The following is a 16,005-nucleotide window of genomic DNA, read 5'->3' as shown; positions in this document are numbered from 1 at the left end:
GTCCACCCCCGCCGCCGTCCCGCCCGCGGCCACCGCAGCCGCCGCCCTGGCCTTCGAGTCCGTGCCGCTCGGCCGGACCGGCGTGGCCGCCAGCGTGACCTTCGAGGGCGTCGTCCTGGAGCCGCGCGCCGTCGGGCTGACCGTCACCTACCCCAGCGTCAGCCTCACCACCGACGGTCGCCGGTCGCTGGCCCACGTGCGGCTGCCCACCTTCAACTGCCTGACCGCCGAGCCCCCGGCCGACCCGGTGGGCGCCGGCTGCGTGCCCTCGCTCACCGAGTACGCCGACCTCACCGACCCGGACCTGCGGCTGTCCCGGGACGGCGACCGGATCGACCTGGCCGGGCGGTTCCCCACCTACACCCGGCCCAACGGCAGCGCGCCGACCTACACCGGCCGGACGTACCAGCTCACCGTGGCGGTCACTGCAGCCGGTGCAGCCGCGACCGCGGGCGCCCCGGTCCCGGCGACCGGCGTCCTGCGGCTCGGCGCGGACAGCGCGTCCACCACGGCCGACCGCGGCGTCAACGTGCTGCAGCTGCCGGCCGGCGGACCGGACGACTAGTCCGACAGCTGGCGGGCGGCGCCGCGGCGGCCGAGCCGGCGCAGGCCCGCCGAGGCGGTGAGCGCCACGGTCGGGGAGCCGAGCTCCCGCCGCAGCCCCCCGACGTCGCTCGACCCCCACCACGGCCACCGGTCCTCGCCGGTGGTGCGGCGGTCCAGCAGCGTGAGCAGGACGGCGGCCGGACCGTCCGCCGCCGGGACCACCGCCACCTCGAGCTGGCCGATCGCTGCGAGCAGCCGGGCCACGGCGCGCACGAAGGTCCGCTGGCGCTCGGGCACCCGGGCCAGCACGGCGGGCAGCCGGCGCTCCACCTCGGCGGGGTCGCGGCTGCGCTGGACCTCCGCGACGGTGTCCAGCTCGTCGACCAGCCGGCGGCTGCGGCTGGTGGCCAGCGACGAGTCGGGCATCGCCGCGGCCAGGCGTCGCAGCGTGGGGTCCCCCAGCGGCAGTCCGGCCAGGTGCAGGGTCCACGGGCCGCGCAGGCCGTCGAGTGCGTCGGCGACCCCGTCCGCGAGCCGGCCGGCCACCTCGTCGTCGCGCGCGTACAACCGGCCGGCCGGCCGGCCTCCGGGCAGCGGACCGGGGTCCACACCCAGCAGGGTGACCGCCGTCGCCGGGCCGCGACGCCGGTACGACAGCAGGGCCAGCCCGTCCGTGGGAGGACCGCCCTGCCCCCCGCCGCTCGCAGGCTCGCGACGGGCCCCTGCAGGGAGGCCTGACTGCCCGACCACCACCGCCCGGGTGGAGACCGGAGAGAACGGGCGGGTCGGCTGGGCGTTCAGGGCTGCGGTCAACCACGGCCCTGAGGCGGGGACGGGAGCAGCGAGATCGGACATGAGCGGGGCGGCGGCGCGGACCTCACGGACCACGCGGGCCCGACCGTCGACGACCCGGGTGGACACGGGTCCAGTCGACCACATCAGGGCCGGCGCCCCCGCGGGGAGGTCGGCCCACCCACGAGCCGGCGCCTCGTTGCGCCGCCCGTGCGAGGGGAGGTGGTGCAGTGGTGAGCGGATGGAACGGCAGGCGACCCGATGGAACGGCCCGCTGCAGGGGCCCGCCGCGAGCCTGGTGACGCGATGGAACGGCCCCCTCCCAGGGGCCCGCCCTGAGCTTGCGAAGGGTGGGGAGGAAGGGGGTCCTTGCTCAGACGGCGCGACGGCGCAGCCGGCGGCGCTCGCGCTCGGACAGGCCACCCCAGATGCCGAAGCGCTCGTCGTTGGACAGCGCGTACTCCAGGCACTCGGTGCGGACCTCGCAGCCGGTGCAGATCTTCTTGGCCTCGCGGGTCGAGCCACCCTTCTCGGGGAAGAACGCCTCGGGGTCGGTCTCGGCGCACAGCGCCTGCTCCTGCCAGCCCTGGTCGTCGGCGTCCATGCCCGGGAAGGAGGCGTCGAAGGCCCCGGCCTTGCCGAGCACGTCTGCTCCGTAGGCGGCCGGCGTCGACCCTGCTGCTGCGCTCTTGTACTCGCTCAACCACGACACCTCGGCCATCACGTTGCGTCCCCTCGCTCCGTCACGGTGCTCGCTCCGGGCTCTTCCCGGACCGCCAGCGCCTGATGACAATGTCGGAATTACACGCGTGTCGTTGAGTCGAGGTCAAGTCGGGTCGGTGTAACGAACGCCCCCATGCGTCTCACCCGTCACAACATGTACCTATGTGGTGACAGGAGACCTCGACACGCCGTCTATCACAGCACCATCTGCCGAGATCGTCGGGCGTGTTTCGGCTAGATCGGCATCTGCCCATCCGGTGCACAGTGCACATCTGACGATCAGGCACCATGGTGGCGTGCACATCGTCGTTCTCGCCGGCGGCGTCGGTGGCGCCCGGTTCCTCCGCGGCGTGCTCGCTGCAGTCCCTGCAGCCGAGGTCACCGTCGTGGTCAACACCGGGGACGACGTGACCCTGCACGGGTTGCGGATCTGCCCCGACCTGGACACCGTCATGTACACGCTCGGTGACGGGATCGACGAGGAGCGCGGCTGGGGCCGCCGCGGTGAGAGCTGGACGGTCAAGGACGAGCTGGCCGCCTACGGCGCCGAGCCCACCTGGTTCGGGCTCGGCGACCGGGACCTCGCCACCCACCTCGTCCGCACCCGGATGCTGGACGCCGGGTACCCGCTCTCCGACGTGACCGCCGCGCTGGCCCAGCGCTGGCAGCCCGGGGTGCGGCTGCTGCCGATGAGCGACCAGCGGGTCGAGACCCACGTCGTCGTGACCGACCCCGACACCGGCCGCCCGCAGGCCGTCCACTTCCAGGAGTGGTGGGTGCGGCACCGCGCAGCCCTCGACGCGCAGGCCTTCGTCCAGGTCGGGGTGGAGGACGCACGCCCGGCCCCCGGCGTGGTCGAGGCACTGGGCTCCGCCGACGCCGTCCTGTTCGCCCCGTCCAACCCGGTCGTGTCGATCGGCACCGTGCTCGGGGTGCCGGGCATCCGGGACGCCGTCCGCGCCGCCGCCGGCCGGGTCGTCGGGGTCTCCCCCATCGTCGACGGCGCGGCGCTGCGCGGCATGGCCGACCGCTGCCTGCCCGTGGTCGGGGTCGAGGTGAGCGCCGAGGGCGTCGGCAGGCACTACGGCGCCAGGTCGGCCGACGGCGTCCTGGACGCCTGGCTGGTGCACACCGGGGACCGCGCCACGGTGCCGGGTGTCGACGTCCGCGCCGTCCCGCTGCTGATGACCGACCCCGAGGCCACCCGGGCGCTGGCCCGCGCCGCGCTCGACGCCGCCGGTGTCTGAACCGACGGCCGGCATCTCGGTCCACCCGGTGCCGGGGCTGCCGGAGTTCGGGCCCGGTGACGACCTCGCCGGGGCGCTGGCCGGCGCGGCCCCGTGGCTGGCCGACGGCGACGTGCTGGTGGTGACCTCGAAGGTCGTGGCCAAGGTCGAGGGCAACCTCGTTCGGGTCGACCCCGGCACCGACCGGGAGACCGCCCGCCAGCGCGCCATCGACGCCGAGACGGTGCGCGTGGTCGCCCGCCGCGGCCCGCTCCGGATCGTGGAGACCCGGCACGGGTGGGTGGTGGCCGCGGCCGGCATCGACGCCTCCAACGTCGCCAGTGACGCCCTGGTGCTGCTGCCCGAGGACGCCGACGCCTCCGCCCGGCTGCTGCGCGCCCGGCTCCGAGAGCTGCTCGGCGTCACCGTCGCCGTCGTGGTCAGCGACACCTTCGGCCGGCCGTGGCGGGACGGCGTCAGCGACGTGGCCATCGGCGCGGCCGGGCTGCCCGCGCTGGTCGACCACCGCGGCGCCGTCGACGCCCACGGCAACCGGCTGGAGACCACCCAGGTGGCCGTGGTCGACGAGCTGGCGGCGGCCGGCGACCTGGTGAAGGGCAAGCTCGCCGGGGTGCCGGTGGCGGTCGTCCGCGGCCTGGCCTTCACCGCCCCCGACCCCGACCCGGGAGCCCGCCCGCTGGTGCGGCTGGGCGCCGGCGACCTGTTCAGCGCCGGCACCCGGGACGTGGTCCCCGGCCGCGCGCCGGCCGACCGGCTCATCGCCCGGGACGGCGCCCTCGCCGCGGCCACCGACGCGTTCCGGGTCGCCGTGGCCGCGCTGCCCGAGTTCCCCGTCGTCTTCCGGTACGGACCCGAGGAGGACGGCGACGACGGCGACGTGATCGACGTCCACCTCGCCGAGCCGGTGACCCCCCGGGCCACCCTCGCCGTCGGGGCGATCGTCGGCGCGGCCCTGGTCCAGCTCTCCGCCGAGGGCTGGGCGACCCGCTGGCAGCCGGTGGCCACGCTGGGCGGCAGCGGGCTGGTCGGCCGGCTGCGGATGGGCGCACCCCCCACCTGAGGGGACGTCCCGCGGCGCGCCGGCCGGCGGTCGTTAGCGTCGTGGCGTGCAGATCCGCGAGCTCGCCGTGCCCGATGCCTACGTGCTGGACCTGGTGCCCCACGGGGATGCCCGCGGCCGGTTCACCGAGTGGTACCGGGCCGACGTGCTGGCCGAGGCGACCGGGTTCGGGCTGACCCTGGCGCAGGCCAACCACAGCGTGTCCGCCCGCGGGGCGCTGCGCGGGGTGCACTTCGCGCTGGTGCCGCCGGGGCAGGCCAAGTACGTGTACTGCCCGGCCGGGAAGGTGCTGGACGTCGTCGTGGACGTGCGGGTGGGCTCGCCGACGTTCGGGGTGCACGACGCGGTGCTGCTGGACAGCGAGCAACCGCGCGCGGTGTACCTGGCCGAGGGACTCGGGCACGCGTTCGTGTCGCTGGCCGACGCCAGCTCGGTGACCTACCTGGTGTCGAGCGGGTACTCGCCGGGCCGGGAGTTCGGGGTGCACCCGATGGACCCCGAACTGGACCTGCCGTGGCCGGCCGACGTGGAGTTCGAGCTGTCCGCGAAGGACCTCGCCGCGCCCTCCCTCGCCCAGGCCCGCGAGCAGGGCCTGCTGCCCACCCTGGAGCAGTGCACCGCCCGCTACGACCAGCTCCGCGCCTGACCCCCGGAGGGGCAGGAGTGGCCACTCCTGCCCCTCCGGGGGTCAGGGGCGGAGGGCGCCGAGCTGGGCCAGGCAGGCCCGGAGCGACTCGTGCCAGGGCGGCAGCGCGGTGAGCCCCGCCGAGGTCCAGCCGACCGGGTCCAGCACGCTGTAGGCAGGCCGGTGCGCCGGGCGGGGGAACGCGTCGGTCGAGGTGGGGAGCACCCGCGCCGGGTCCGCGCCGGAGAGCTCGAACACCGCCCGGGCCAGACCGTGCCAGGTGGTCGCGCCGCTGTTGGTGGCGTGCAGCAGCCCGGTGACGTCGGAGGACGCCGCCTGCACCAGCCCGCGGGCCAGGTCGGCGGACCAGGTCGGGCTGCCGGTCTGGTCGGCGACGACGGACACGGTGTCCCGCTCGGCCTCCAGCCGCAGCATGGTGCGCACGAAGTTGCTGCCGTGCGCCGCGTAGACCCAGGCCGTGCGGACGACGACCGCGTCGCCCCCCGCGGCTGCCACGGCCCGCTCCCCGGCGAGCTTGGTGCGGCCGTAGGCGGTGCGCGGCGCCGGCTCGTCGTCCACGGCGTAGGGCTCGGTGGCCGCGCCGTCGAAGACGTAGTCGGTGGAGACGTGCACCAGCCGGCCCCGACCGGCGAGCTCCTGCGCCAGCCAGCCCGGCGCAGCACCGTTCACCAGCTCGGCGGTCGCCTCGTCGGTCTCGGCGGCGTCGACGGCGGTGTAGGCCGCGGCGTTGACCAGCACCGGACGGCGTCCGGCCGACCCGTCGAGCCACTCCCGGACGACGGAGCGGACCCCGGCCTCGTCGGTGAGGTCGAGCCGGTCCCGGCCCACGGCGGTGACGCTGTCCCCGGGGCGGTCGGCCAGCACGGTCTGCAGGTCGGTGCCCAGCTGCCCGGCGGCGCCGGTCACCAGCCAGGAGGTGCTCACGAGCGGGCGGTGGCGGCGGCGGCCTTGAGCGGCTCCCACCAGGGGCGGTTGTCCCGGTACCACTGGACGGTGAGGGCCAGGCCGTCCTCGAAGGACATCCGGGGGGCGTAGCCCAGGGCGGCGGTCTTGGAGTGGTCCACGGAGTAGCGCAGGTCGTGTCCGCCGCCGCGGGGGTCGACGATGTTGTCCACGTAGGACCAGTCGCGGCCGGTGGCCTCCAGCAGCTTGGCGGTCAGTTCCTTGTTCGACAGCTCCCGGCCGCCGCCGATGTTGTAGAACTCCCCGGCCGCGCCCTGTTCTAGCACCAGCTGGATGCCGCGGCAGTGGTCGTCGACGAACAGCCAGTCCCGGACGTTGGCGCCCTCGCCGTAGAGGGGCACCTTGTGCCCGTCCAGGAGGTTGGTCACGAACAGCGGGATGACCTTCTCCGGGAAGTGGTAGGGCCCGTAGTTGTTGGAGCAGCGGGTGATGGAGATGTCCAGCCCGTAGGTCTGCGCGTAGGCGCGGGCGATGAGGTCGCTGCCGGCCTTGGCCGCGGAGTAGGGCGAATTGGGCTCCAGCAGGTGGTCCTCGGTCCACGAGCCGTGCTCGATGGAGCCGTAGACCTCGTCGGTGGACACGTGCACCACCCGCCGCACCCGGTGCCGCAGGGCGGCGTCGAAGACCTGCTGGGCGCCCAGGACGTTGGTCAGCACGAACCCGGCCGCGCCGGTGAGGGAGCGGTCGACGTGGGACTCGGCGGCGAAGTTGACCACCACGTCGTGCCCGGGCAGCGCGGCGTCCAGGTCGGCGGCCACGCAGATGTCGCCCAAGACGAACCGGTAGCGGGGGTTGTCCGCGACCGGGGCCAGGTTGGCGAGGTTGCCGGCGTAGGTGAGCTTGTCGAAGACGGTCACCTGCGCGTCCTCGAAGCCGGGGTAACCACCGGAGAGCATGGTGCGCACGTAGTGCGAACCGATGAAGCCGGCACCGCCGGTGACCAGGACGCGCATGCCGCAGACGCTAACCAACGCGACCGGCCCACCGGAGCCCGCCACGGTGGGGCTCATCCGGCGGGGTGAGCGCCAACGCCCTGACGGCGTGGCTCGTCGCGCCCACCGCATACGGTCACCGGGTGCGCGGGATCATCCTGGCCGGTGGGACCGGCAGTCGGCTGTGGCCCATCACCCTGGGCGTGAGCAAGCAGCTCATGCCGGTCTACGACAAGCCGATGATCTACTACCCGCTGTCCACGCTGATGATGGCCGGGATCCGTGAGGTGCTGGTCATCACCACCCCGGAGGACCGGGACGCCTTCGCCCGGCTGCTGGGGGACGGCAGCCGGGTGGGCATGCGCATCGACTACGCCGTCCAGCCGCGGCCCGAGGGCCTGGCCCAGGCGTTCCTGATCGGCGCGGACTTCCTCGCCGGGCAGTCCGCGGCGCTGGTGCTGGGGGACAACATCTTCTACGGCGCCGGCCTGGGCACCGCGCTGGCCCGGCTCCCCGAGCCCGACGGCGGCCACGTGTTCGCCTACCACGTGGCCAACCCCACCGACTACGGCGTGGTCGAGTTCGACCAGGCCGGCCGGGTGCTGTCCATCGAGGAGAAGCCGGCCACCCCGAAGAGCTCCTACGCCGTGCCCGGCCTGTACTTCTTCGCACCCGACATCGTCGACGTCGCCGCCGGCATCACCCCCAGCGCCCGCGGAGAGCTGGAGATCACCGCCGTCAACGAGCACTACCTGCAGGCCGGCCGGCTCACCGTCACCGTGCTCGACCGCGGCACCGCCTGGCTGGACACCGGCACCTTCGCCTCGCTGCGCCAGGCCACCGAGTTCGTCTCCGTCGTCGAGGAACGCCAGGGTCTGAAGATCGGCTGCATCGAGGAGGTCGCCTGGCGCAACGGCTGGCTCGACGACGACGGCCTGCGCGCCATCGCCGAACCGCTGGGCAAGAGCGGCTACGGTGCCTACCTGCTGGGTCTGCTGGGCGGCTGACCGCCCTCTGAGGCACCCGCTCCGCACCATCCAGCCCAGCCGCCCCGTCCGTTCGTCAGGACACGCCGGGTGCCGGGAGCCGGACCGTTCCACCTCGTATGGTCAGCATTGCGGAGCCCTCCCCTCACGGCTCCCGGTAGGGGACGCTCGGAGGACCTCCGGTGCAGGCGGCACCGGACCGCCTCCCCCCGCGGCAGACCAACGAGGACGGACGGACTCTTGTCAACCAGCACTTCGGCCACGACGCCCGTGGAGCGCGGCGGCTCGACGGCCTCCGACCACCCCCCCGCCCGCGGCGGCTGGGGCGTCCACCTCGCGCTGACCGCCGCCGTGGCGCTGGCGGTCCTCGTCCTCGGCTGGCTGAAGCGCTGGACCTCCGACGACGCCTTCATCAACTTCCGCGTCGTCCACGAGCTGCTGGCCGGCAACGGGCCGGTCTTCAACGCCGGCGAGCGGGTCGAGGTGGCGACCAGCCCGCTGTGGCTGGCCGTGCTCACCGTCGCGGACGCGATCGTGCCCGGGGACGCCGCACCCTGGGTCAGCGTCGTGCTCGGCCTCGCCCTGACCGCGACGGCGGTGACCGTCGCCTCGATCGCCGCCGCCAGGCTGTGGGCCCAGGCGCCGTCCTGGGTGGTCGTGCCCTTCGGCATCGCCGTCTTCGCCGCCCTGCCGCCCACCTGGGACTTCACCACCTCCGGCCTGGAGACCGGGCTGTCCTTCTCCTGGATCGCGCTGAGCTTCTGGGGCCTGGTCCGCTGGGTGCAGCGCGACGTCCCGCTGGCCCACCGCCCGGTCTGGCTGCTGGTCCTGCTCGGCGTCGGCCCCCTCGTCCGGCCGGACTTCGCCGTCATCGCCGGCATCCTGCTGCTGTTCGTGGTCGTCATGGGCGCGGGGCGCTGGTGGCAGCGGGCCCTCGGCCTGGTGATCGCCGGCGTGCTGCCGGTCGCCTACCAGGTGTTCCGGATGGGCTACTACGGCCTCCTGGTGCCGAACACCGCGGTGGCCAAGGAGTCCAGCCGGCCGCTGTGGTCGCGTGGCTTCGTCTACCTGGCCGACCTGGTCGCGCCGCACCTGCTGTGGGTCCCCGCGCTCCTCGCGCTGGCCCTGCTGGCGGTGCTCGCCCCGCAGGCCCGGTGGCGGCGGCGGGAGTTCGTGCTGGTCGTCGTCGTCCTCGGCGCCGCGGCGGTGCACGCGCTCTACGTCGTCCGGGTCGGCGGGGACTTCATGCACGCCCGGCTGCTGATGCCCAGCGTCTTCCTCGCCCTGTGCCCGGTCGCGGCGCTGCCGGTGACCCGCCGGCACGCGGCCGTCACCGGGACGCTGCTCGCCGGCGCCGCGGTGTGGGCGGTCAGCTCCGTGTTCCTCCTCCGCATCGACTACGCCGACTCGGTCGCCGACAGCGGCCTCGCCGACGAGCGCGGCTTCTACGCAGCGCTCGCGGGTGTGAAGAACCCGATCACCCTCGCCGACCACGGCGGCGCCGGGGTGTCGGCCTACACCGACCAGGTGAACCGGGCAGCGCGCGAGGGCCGCGACGAGATCGTGCTGCAGGTCGTGCCGGTCAGACCGAGCACGCCGCTGGCCGTCCTCGCGCCCTCCTCGGGCGGGATGGTCTTCTCCGTCGGCAACGCCGGGTTCTACGGCGTGGCCTCGAGCAGCTCGGTCTTCGTGATCGACGGGTTCGGCCTCACCGACCCGATCGCCTCGCACATCGCCCCCGGGCCGCCGGGACGGCCGGGCCACGAGAAGATCTTCCCGGCCTGGTACCTGCTCGCCCGGTACGGCGCCCCGGAGCTGGCCGAGGAGGTCACGCCCGGCCTCTCCGACCCCGCGGGCGTGGCCGCCGCGCGCTCCGCGCTCAGCTGCGGCGACGCCGCCCAGTTGATCGAGGCGACCAGCGGCGAGCTCACCGTGGGCCGCTTCTTCTCCAACGTCGTCCACGCGCCGGAGATGACCTCGTTCCGCATCCCGGTCGACCCCGGCGAGGCCCGCGGCCAGTTCTGCTGACCTCCCCGCACGGCCCACGGCCTGCGCCACGCCTGTCGTCGACACGGGGCGCGGCGCAGGCCGTTCGTGCGTCAGCGGCCGCGGTGGTCGCTGGGCGCCATCCGCGGGCCCCGCTTGGGCGGCATGCTGCCGCCGACCTCGAGCAGCCGGACCACCCGCTGGCGATGACCCCGCCAGGGCTCCAGCAGCTCCAGCATCCCGGCGTCGTCGGTCTTCCGTCCGGCCAGCGACCAGCCGACCAGGTTCTTGAGGTGGTAGTCGCCCACGCTCACCGAGTCCGGGCAGCCGATCGCCCGCTGGGCCACCTCCGCCGCCGTCCACACCCCGATGCCGGGGACCGACTGCAACCGCCGACGCAGGTCGGCGCAGTCCGCCGCGCAGCCGTCCGCCCCGTGCGCGGCCGCCTCCAGCCGGGACGCCACCGAGGCCACGGCCCGCAGCGCCCGCCGGCGCGCGCCGTCCAGGCCGCAGCGGTGCCACTCCCAGTCGGTCACCGCGAGCACCTGCTCGGGCGAGGGCACCACCCGCATCCCGGCCGGCGCCGGCCCCGGCGCCGGGTCCCCGGTGAGCCGCAGCAGCTCCCGCCAGGTGCGGTGCGCCTCGATGCCGGTCACCTTCTGCTCCAGGACGCCGGGCACCAGCGCGTCCCACACCCGGCCGGTGCTGCCGAGGCGGAGCCACGGGGTGGCGCGGTGCACCCGGGCCACCAGCGGGTGGGAAGCGGCGTCGAAGCCGGTCAGGCCGTCCTCGGCGCCCAGCCAGCGGGGCACCCGCCGGCCGGCCCAGTCCGCTCCCGGCCCCCAGGACTGCACCCGCAGCGCGGCCGCGGAGCCGGTCAGCCGCACGGTGGCCGGCCCGTCGGGCGTCGTCGTGGTGCGCCAGACGCCGTCCTCGGCGAAGCGCAGGGTGGGGTCGCCGGTGCCACGCCGGTCCCGGGAGACCACCCGGCGGACGTCCAGCGCCCAGTCCGGCGCCCAGACGTCCTCGTACGCCGGCGCCTCGCGCGCCAGCAGCTGCTCCATCAGCGCGGCGCCATGCGCAGCGCGCCGTCCATCCGGATGACCTCGCCGTTGAGGTAGCCGTGCCGCACGATGTCCAGCGCCAGCTCGGCGAAGTCCTCCGGACGCCCCAGCCGCTTGGGGAACGGGATGCCGGCGGCGAGCGCCGTACGGGCCTCCTCCGGCAGCGAGGCCAGCAGCGGGGTGTCGACCAGGCCGGGGGCGATGGTGCACACCCGGACGCCGACCGAGGACAGGTCCCGCGCGGCCGGCAGCGTCAGCCCGACGATCCCGCCCTTGGAGGCGGCGTAGGCGATCTGGCCGATCTGGCCGTCGTAGGCGGCGATCGAGGCGGTGTTGACCACGACCCCGCGCTCGCCCTCCGCGTCAGGCTCGGTGCGGGCCATCGCAGCTGCGGCGAGCCGCAGCACGTTGAAGGTGCCGATCAGGTTGACGCCCACGGTGCGGGTGAAGGCGGCGAGCTCGTGCGGTGAGCCGTCCCGGTTCAGCACCCGGGCGGCGTAGCCGATGCCCGCGCAGTTGACCGCGATCCGCAGCGGCCGTTCCTTGCCCGTGGCGTCGTCGATCGCCACCTGCACCGACGCCTCGTCGGTGACGTCGGTGCGCACGAAGGTGGTGTGCCCCCCGAGCTCGGCGGCGAGCGCCTGCCCGCGGTCGGCGTCGACGTCCAGCACGGTGACCGCCGCGCCCGCGGCGGTCAGCGCGCGGGTGGTGGCCTCCCCGAGGCCGGAGGCCCCTCCGGTGACGACAGCGGCGACGTCGAGGTCCTTCATGCCCGCCAAGGTATCCCGGCGGCCTCGGTCAGCTGTAGCGCGGGCCGGAGCGTTCCTGGACCGCGGCCAGCAGCTGCTTGACCCGCTCGGCGTCGGTGACCGGGCAGACCATCGTCACGTCGGAGGTGTGCACGACGACGCTGTCCCGGACCCCGACCAGGGCGACCAGGTGCTCGGGGTCGTCGCTGAGGACGACGTTGCCCGAGCTGTCCAGCAGCACGGTCAGGCCCCGGGTGGCGTTGCCGGCGCCGTCGGTGGTCAGCGTGTGCGCCAGGGCGGGCCAGGAGCCGACGTCCAGCCAGTCGACGTCGAGGTCGACCACGACCACCCGGCCGGGTTCGGCGGCCGCGGGCTCCAGCACGGCGTAGTCGACGCTGATCTTGGGCAGCGTCGGGAAGACCTCGGCCAGCACCGCGTCCCGCGCCGGCCCGGCCTGGGCGGCCACGATCCGGTCCAGCCCGGCGGCTGACTCGGGCAGGTGCTCGGCGAGCGCCGCCAGCACGGTGCTCGCCCGCCAGACGAACATGCCGGAGTTCCACAGGTACCCGCCGCCAGCCAGGTAGGCCTCGGCGGTCACGCGGTCGGGCTTCTCCCGGAACGACGCCGCCTCGGCCGCGCCGGGCACCTCGGTGGGCGGGCCCTTCTGCACGTAGCCGAACCCGGTCGCCGGCGACGTCGGGGTCACCCCGAGGGTGACCAGCGCCGTCGGCCGCACGGCCAGGACGTCGTAGGCGGTGCGCAGCGCGGCGGCGAAGCGCTCGACCGGCCGGATGACGTGGTCGGCGCTCACCACGGCGAGCTCCGCGTCGGGGTCGACGTCGGCGACCAGGGCCGCGGCCAGGCCCACCGCGTTGGCGGTGTCCCGGGCCACCGGCTCGAGGACCAGCCGGTCGGGGCGCAGCTCGGGCAGCGCCGCCTGCACCGCCGCGGCGTACCGGGCCGCGGTGCAGACCCAGATCCGGTCGGCCGGCAGCACCGCCTGCAGCCGGGTGAACGCCTCGGCGAGCAGGCTGTGCGCGCCGGCGCCGGCGCCGTCCCCGTCGGCGACCACGTCCAGGAGCTGCTTCGGTCGCGCCGACCGGGACAGCGGCCACAGCCGCGTCCCCGAGCCACCGGCCATGATCACTGCGTGCTGCACCGTGCCGCCCCCGTCAGTCCAACTCGTCCGCGGCGCGCTGGAAGCGCGCCCCGGCGGCCACCCGGCCGCTGACCCAGGACACCAGCAACCGGGCCCCCAGGCCCAGTCTCAGCACCGTCCGGAGGGGCACGTTCACCCGCCCGGGGTGCTCCGCGGACAGATAGCGCAGTGCGCTGGTGTGGTGCACCCGCAGCATCCGGTGCGGGTCACGACGGGTCGCATGACCACCCTCGTGGACGACGACCGCCGACGGCGCGTACACGTTCAGCCAGCCCCGCCGGCCCAGCCGCGCGGCGAGGTCGACGTCCTCGAAGTACATGAAGTAGCCGGGGTCGAAGCCCCCGACGGAGTGGAACGCGGCCAGGTCGACCAGGAAACAGGACCCGGACAGCCAGCCGGCCGGCCGTTCCCGCGGGGCCTCCCGCTCGCGGCGGTAGCGCGCCGTCCACGGGTTGGCCGGCCAGAACCAGCCCAGCAGTGCGTGGCCGATCCCGGTGGACAGTCGCGGGAGGTCGCGGGCAGAGGGGTACAGCTCGCCGTCCGGCGTGCGGATGGCCGGGCCCACGGTCGCGGCGCGCGGCCACCGCGCGGCCACTGCCAGCAGCTCGTCGACCGACCCTGGCGTGAACCGGAGGTCGGGGTTCGCCACCAACGCCCAGCCGGTCGGGACGTCGGCCAGCCCGGCGTTTGCTGCCGCCCCGTAGCCGACGTTGCCGCCGGTGCGCAGCAGCCGGACGTGCGGGTGAGCCGCCACGACCCGCTCCGGGGCACCGTCGGTGGAGCCGTTGTCGGCCAGGACGACGTCGGTCGGTGCGGTGGTGGCCTCCGCCAGCGACTCGACGAAGCCGTCGAGGGACTCCCCCGGGGAGTACGTCACGGCGACCACCCGCAGCGGCGGCGGCTCGTTCAGGGCGGACACCGAACCAACGTATCGGCCAGGACGCCCGAGGACTGCGGCGGCCGGACGTCACCCGTCCGTGCCCTCTGCGCCCGGGCCCGTGGCCGACCGGTAGGCCGGGCCCTGTTGGATGAGACGGCGCACACGGCCACGGTCCCTCCGGGGCACGGCACGCGCAGCCCGCCGCCAGTGGATGAGGACGCACATGGAGTCCGACCCGACGACCGACGACGACCACGACCACGACCACGACAGCGTCGAGCCCGACGTCGCCGCCGAGGCCCCCACCCAGGACACCGCCGAGAACACCGCCGTGGCCCGGCCGACCGACCGGCCCCAGAGGGCTCCGGGAGCGCTGTCGCTGCTGCCCTGGGCTCTGGTGCCGGCCGCGCTGTGGCTGGTGCACCTGGCGCTGACCGACGTCGGCGAGCTGCACCTGCAGTACCAGGCGTCCCTGGTCGCGCTGCTCACCGCCGGCCTCCTCGGCTGGCTGCTCACCCGGCGCGCCGCCGTGGCGCACCACACCGCCGCCGCCGTGGTCGCCTGCCTCCTGCCGGCGCTGACCGTCGTCTCGCTGCAAGGAACCGACTGGTTCTTCTCCGGCCCGTTCGGCGACCAGTCCTTCCGGCTGGAGTACGCGACCCGGTTCGCCGACGACCTGACCAGCCTGGCCGACTACACCTACGCCGGCGCCCCGGCCTTCTACTCCCCCGGCTGGTTCTGGCTGGTCGGGGCCGCCTCGGCGACCAGCGGCGTCCCGGCCTGGCAGGCCTACAAGTGGACGGCCGTCGCGACGCTGTTCCTGGCCGCGACACTCGCCTTCTGGCTCTGGCGCCGCACCTGCAGCACCCGGCTGTCCGCCCTGCTGCTGACGGTGACGATCGTCGGCCAGCCCGCCACGTCCGCGGCCTGGCTCGGCGCCACGACGCTGCTCGGCGCCGGCGCATCGGAGCCCTACAGCTGGGTGGTGACCCTGTCCCTCCCGCCGCTGCTGACCTGGTGGGGGACGTCCCGCGGCCCGGTCGGCTGGCGCCGGGGGGTGGCGCTCGGCGTCGCGCTGGCCGTGGCCGCGTGGCTCTACCTGCTCTACGCCGTCGTCGGCGTGCTGGCCGTGCTCGTGGTGGCCGCGCGGCGTGGCGGCCGCGCGGCCTGGGGGGAGGTCGCGGTCGCCGGCCTGACCTCGGTCCTGCTGGTGCTGCCCTGGCTGGGCCCTTTCGCGCTGGCGTGGGTCGACGCCGGCCGACCGTCCTCGGCGGCCACCTCCTGGGTCGAGGGCGAGTCCTACGTGCACCTGTTCACCGTGACCGGGTCGCCGTGGTTCGTCGTGGCGGTGCTCGGCGCCGTCGCGCTGCTGGGCCTGTCGGGGAAGGCGCACCCCCGGCTGCGCGGCTGCCAAGGACTGCTGGTGACCGTCCTGGTGCTCAGCCTGGTCCAGCTGGTCATCGGGCAGCTGGGGGGTGGCGTCCTCGCGCACCGGCTGGTCCTGGTGCTGTCGACCGCGCTGCTGGCCGGCGGGACCCTCGCCACGGTGGAGTTCCTGCCGCGGGCCGCCCGCTGGACCCGGGGCCGGGACTGGCGGCGGCCGGCCGCGGCCGCCCTCGCCGTGGGCCTGTTCGTCGGGACGAGCGCACACGCCCAGGAGTGGCTGTCCCTCGACAGCGACCTGCGCGACCTCGCCCGGGGCGTGGCCTACCCGGACGGCTCGCACCCCGTGGTGGCCAGCCGGGCCATGCGGATGCAGTACACCGGGGACCCCTCGGCCGACGAGCTGCACGCCGCGGCGGTGCGGACAGCCCGCGCGGCCGGGCAGCGGGAGACCGGCCCGGTCCTGACCGACGACATCCCGCTGATGGCCACCAGCCCGCTGCACGGCTACCTGCAGTGGTGGGAGCTGTACTCCAACCCGGTGGGCGACTACCCGGCGCGCCAGGCGTTCCTGGAGGACCTGGAGGGGCGGTCACCAGCAGAGGTGGTGGCCGCGCTGCGCGCCGACCCGACGGCGCCCACGGTCTTCGTGCTGGCTCTCGACGGCGACGCCTACCGGTTCTCCTCCTCCTCGTGGGACCCAGACACCGCGACCTCGACCGCGTGGACGGTCCGCCTGCCGGCGGACCTGTTCGCCTCCTCCGACTTCGTGAGCACCCAGGTCGGCGACCGGACCGTCGCCGCGCTGCGCCCCTGAGGGCTTCCCGGGACCGCCGCAGGGGCCGTCCGCCCCCGCCGCTGGGTCGCCGTGTCCCGGGTATGGGTGGGG

Annotated in this window: 15 protein-coding genes; 7 read left to right on the top strand and 8 right to left on the bottom strand. The window is 75.1% G+C overall.

The annotated features are described in order from the left end of the window. The coding region (locus tag FHL79_RS25290; RefSeq protein ID WP_171058304.1) for a hypothetical protein at window positions 1-565 on the top strand (565 nt) is incomplete at its 5' end. Here the strand turns inward: FHL79_RS25290 and FHL79_RS25985 are convergent. Next, window positions 562-1,155 carry a GNAT family N-acetyltransferase gene (locus tag FHL79_RS25985; RefSeq protein ID WP_246081144.1) on the bottom strand — a complete coding sequence of 198 codons (594 nt, stop codon included), beginning with the start codon at window positions 1,153-1,155 and terminating at the stop codon, window positions 562-564. The genes FHL79_RS25290 and FHL79_RS25985 overlap by 4 nt on opposite strands. A 556-nt stretch (window positions 1,156-1,711) precedes the next feature. Then, a complete protein-coding gene (locus FHL79_RS22940) occupies window positions 1,712-2,062 on the bottom strand; it encodes a WhiB family transcriptional regulator (RefSeq protein WP_439331139.1) in 351 nt (116 codons plus the stop codon). Between the two features lie 295 nt (window positions 2,063-2,357). On the opposite strand from FHL79_RS22940, the gene cofD reads away from it, so the two are divergent. From cofD to FHL79_RS22925, 3 genes are read left to right on the top strand one after another with little or no spacing between them, the layout of a single operon-like run. Continuing rightward, window positions 2,358-3,308: a 2-phospho-L-lactate transferase gene (gene cofD / locus FHL79_RS22935; protein ID WP_138760872.1), complete on the top strand. Its 951-nt coding sequence runs from the start codon at window positions 2,358-2,360 to the stop codon at window positions 3,306-3,308. Then, the gene (locus FHL79_RS22930) at window positions 3,301-4,368 is read left to right on the top strand and encodes a coenzyme F420-0:L-glutamate ligase (RefSeq protein WP_138760871.1); all 1,068 of its coding nucleotides are present in this window, start codon (window positions 3,301-3,303) and stop codon (window positions 4,366-4,368) included. The genes cofD and FHL79_RS22930 overlap by 8 nt, the downstream gene beginning before the upstream one ends. 46 nt (window positions 4,369-4,414) lie before the next feature. Beyond that, window positions 4,415-5,014: a dTDP-4-dehydrorhamnose 3,5-epimerase family protein gene (locus FHL79_RS22925; protein ID WP_138760870.1), complete on the top strand. Its 600-nt coding sequence runs from the start codon at window positions 4,415-4,417 to the stop codon at window positions 5,012-5,014. Between the two features lie 42 nt (window positions 5,015-5,056). Here the strand turns inward: FHL79_RS22925 and rfbD are convergent, their stop codons facing one another. Both rfbD and rfbB read right to left on the bottom strand, forming a co-directional pair. After that, a complete protein-coding gene (gene rfbD, locus FHL79_RS22920) occupies window positions 5,057-5,938 on the bottom strand; it encodes a dTDP-4-dehydrorhamnose reductase (protein ID WP_138760869.1) in 882 nt (293 codons plus the stop codon). Continuing rightward, entirely contained in the window at window positions 5,935-6,930 is a 996-nt protein-coding gene (gene rfbB / locus FHL79_RS22915; RefSeq protein WP_138760868.1) for a dTDP-glucose 4,6-dehydratase, read from the bottom strand. The genes rfbD and rfbB overlap by 4 nt, the downstream gene beginning before the upstream one ends. Before the next feature lie 122 nt (window positions 6,931-7,052). On the opposite strand from rfbB, the gene rfbA reads away from it, so the two are divergent. Together rfbA and FHL79_RS22905 are read left to right on the top strand one after the other, a co-directional pair. Continuing rightward, window positions 7,053-7,916 (top strand): glucose-1-phosphate thymidylyltransferase RfbA, encoded by an 864-nt coding sequence (rfbA, locus tag FHL79_RS22910; RefSeq protein ID WP_138760867.1) that lies wholly within the window; start codon window positions 7,053-7,055, stop codon window positions 7,914-7,916. 219 nt (window positions 7,917-8,135) lie between these two features. After that, window positions 8,136-9,923, top strand: coding sequence for an arabinofuranosyltransferase AftB family protein (locus tag FHL79_RS22905; protein WP_138760866.1), 1,788 nt, complete (start codon window positions 8,136-8,138; stop codon window positions 9,921-9,923). 71 nt (window positions 9,924-9,994) lie between these two features. Here FHL79_RS22905 and FHL79_RS22900 read toward each other — a convergent pair whose 3' ends face one another. From FHL79_RS22900 to FHL79_RS22885, 4 genes are read right to left on the bottom strand one after another with little or no spacing between them, the layout of a single operon-like run. Next, on the bottom strand, window positions 9,995-10,945 hold the full coding sequence (locus FHL79_RS22900; protein WP_138760865.1) for a DNA-3-methyladenine glycosylase family protein: 951 nt from the start codon (window positions 10,943-10,945) through the stop codon (window positions 9,995-9,997). After that, window positions 10,945-11,715, bottom strand: a complete 771-nt coding sequence (locus tag FHL79_RS22895; RefSeq protein ID WP_138760864.1) for an SDR family NAD(P)-dependent oxidoreductase — start codon at window positions 11,713-11,715, stop codon at window positions 10,945-10,947. The genes FHL79_RS22900 and FHL79_RS22895 overlap by 1 nt, the downstream gene beginning before the upstream one ends. 28 nt (window positions 11,716-11,743) lie before the next feature. Beyond that, the gene (locus FHL79_RS22890) at window positions 11,744-12,853 is read right to left on the bottom strand and encodes a mannose-1-phosphate guanylyltransferase (protein WP_138760863.1); all 1,110 of its coding nucleotides are present in this window, start codon (window positions 12,851-12,853) and stop codon (window positions 11,744-11,746) included. Window positions 12,854-12,866: 13 nt separating this feature from the next. Beyond that, window positions 12,867-13,772: a glycosyltransferase family 2 protein gene (locus FHL79_RS22885; protein WP_138760862.1), complete on the bottom strand. Its 906-nt coding sequence runs from the start codon at window positions 13,770-13,772 to the stop codon at window positions 12,867-12,869. A gap of 184 nt (window positions 13,773-13,956) precedes the next feature. On the opposite strand from FHL79_RS22885, the gene FHL79_RS22880 reads away from it, so the two are divergent. Further along, window positions 13,957-15,933, top strand: coding sequence for an arabinofuranosyltransferase (locus FHL79_RS22880; protein ID WP_138760861.1), 1,977 nt, complete (start codon window positions 13,957-13,959; stop codon window positions 15,931-15,933). Window positions 15,934-16,005: the final 72 nt, after the last annotated feature.

This window comes from Modestobacter altitudinis (genome assembly GCF_005930475.1).
Lineage (GTDB): Bacteria > Actinomycetota > Actinomycetes > Mycobacteriales > Geodermatophilaceae > Modestobacter > Modestobacter altitudinis.
This window is presented reverse-complemented; position numbering and strand designations above follow the sequence as displayed.

Bases quoted from the DNA above. Each gene is read 5' to 3' on its own strand.
- FHL79_RS22895 (WP_138760864.1), bottom strand. From the start codon at position 11,715: ATGAAGGACCTCGACGTCGCCGCTGTCGTCACCGGAGGGGCCTCCGGC.
- FHL79_RS22880 (WP_138760861.1), top strand. From the start codon at position 13,957: ATGGAGTCCGACCCGACGACCGACGACGACCACGACCACGACCACGAC.
- rfbB (WP_138760868.1), bottom strand. From the start codon at position 6,930: ATGCGCGTCCTGGTCACCGGCGGTGCCGGCTTCATCGGTTCGCACTAC.
- FHL79_RS22900 (WP_138760865.1), bottom strand. From the start codon at position 10,945: ATGGAGCAGCTGCTGGCGCGCGAGGCGCCGGCGTACGAGGACGTCTGG.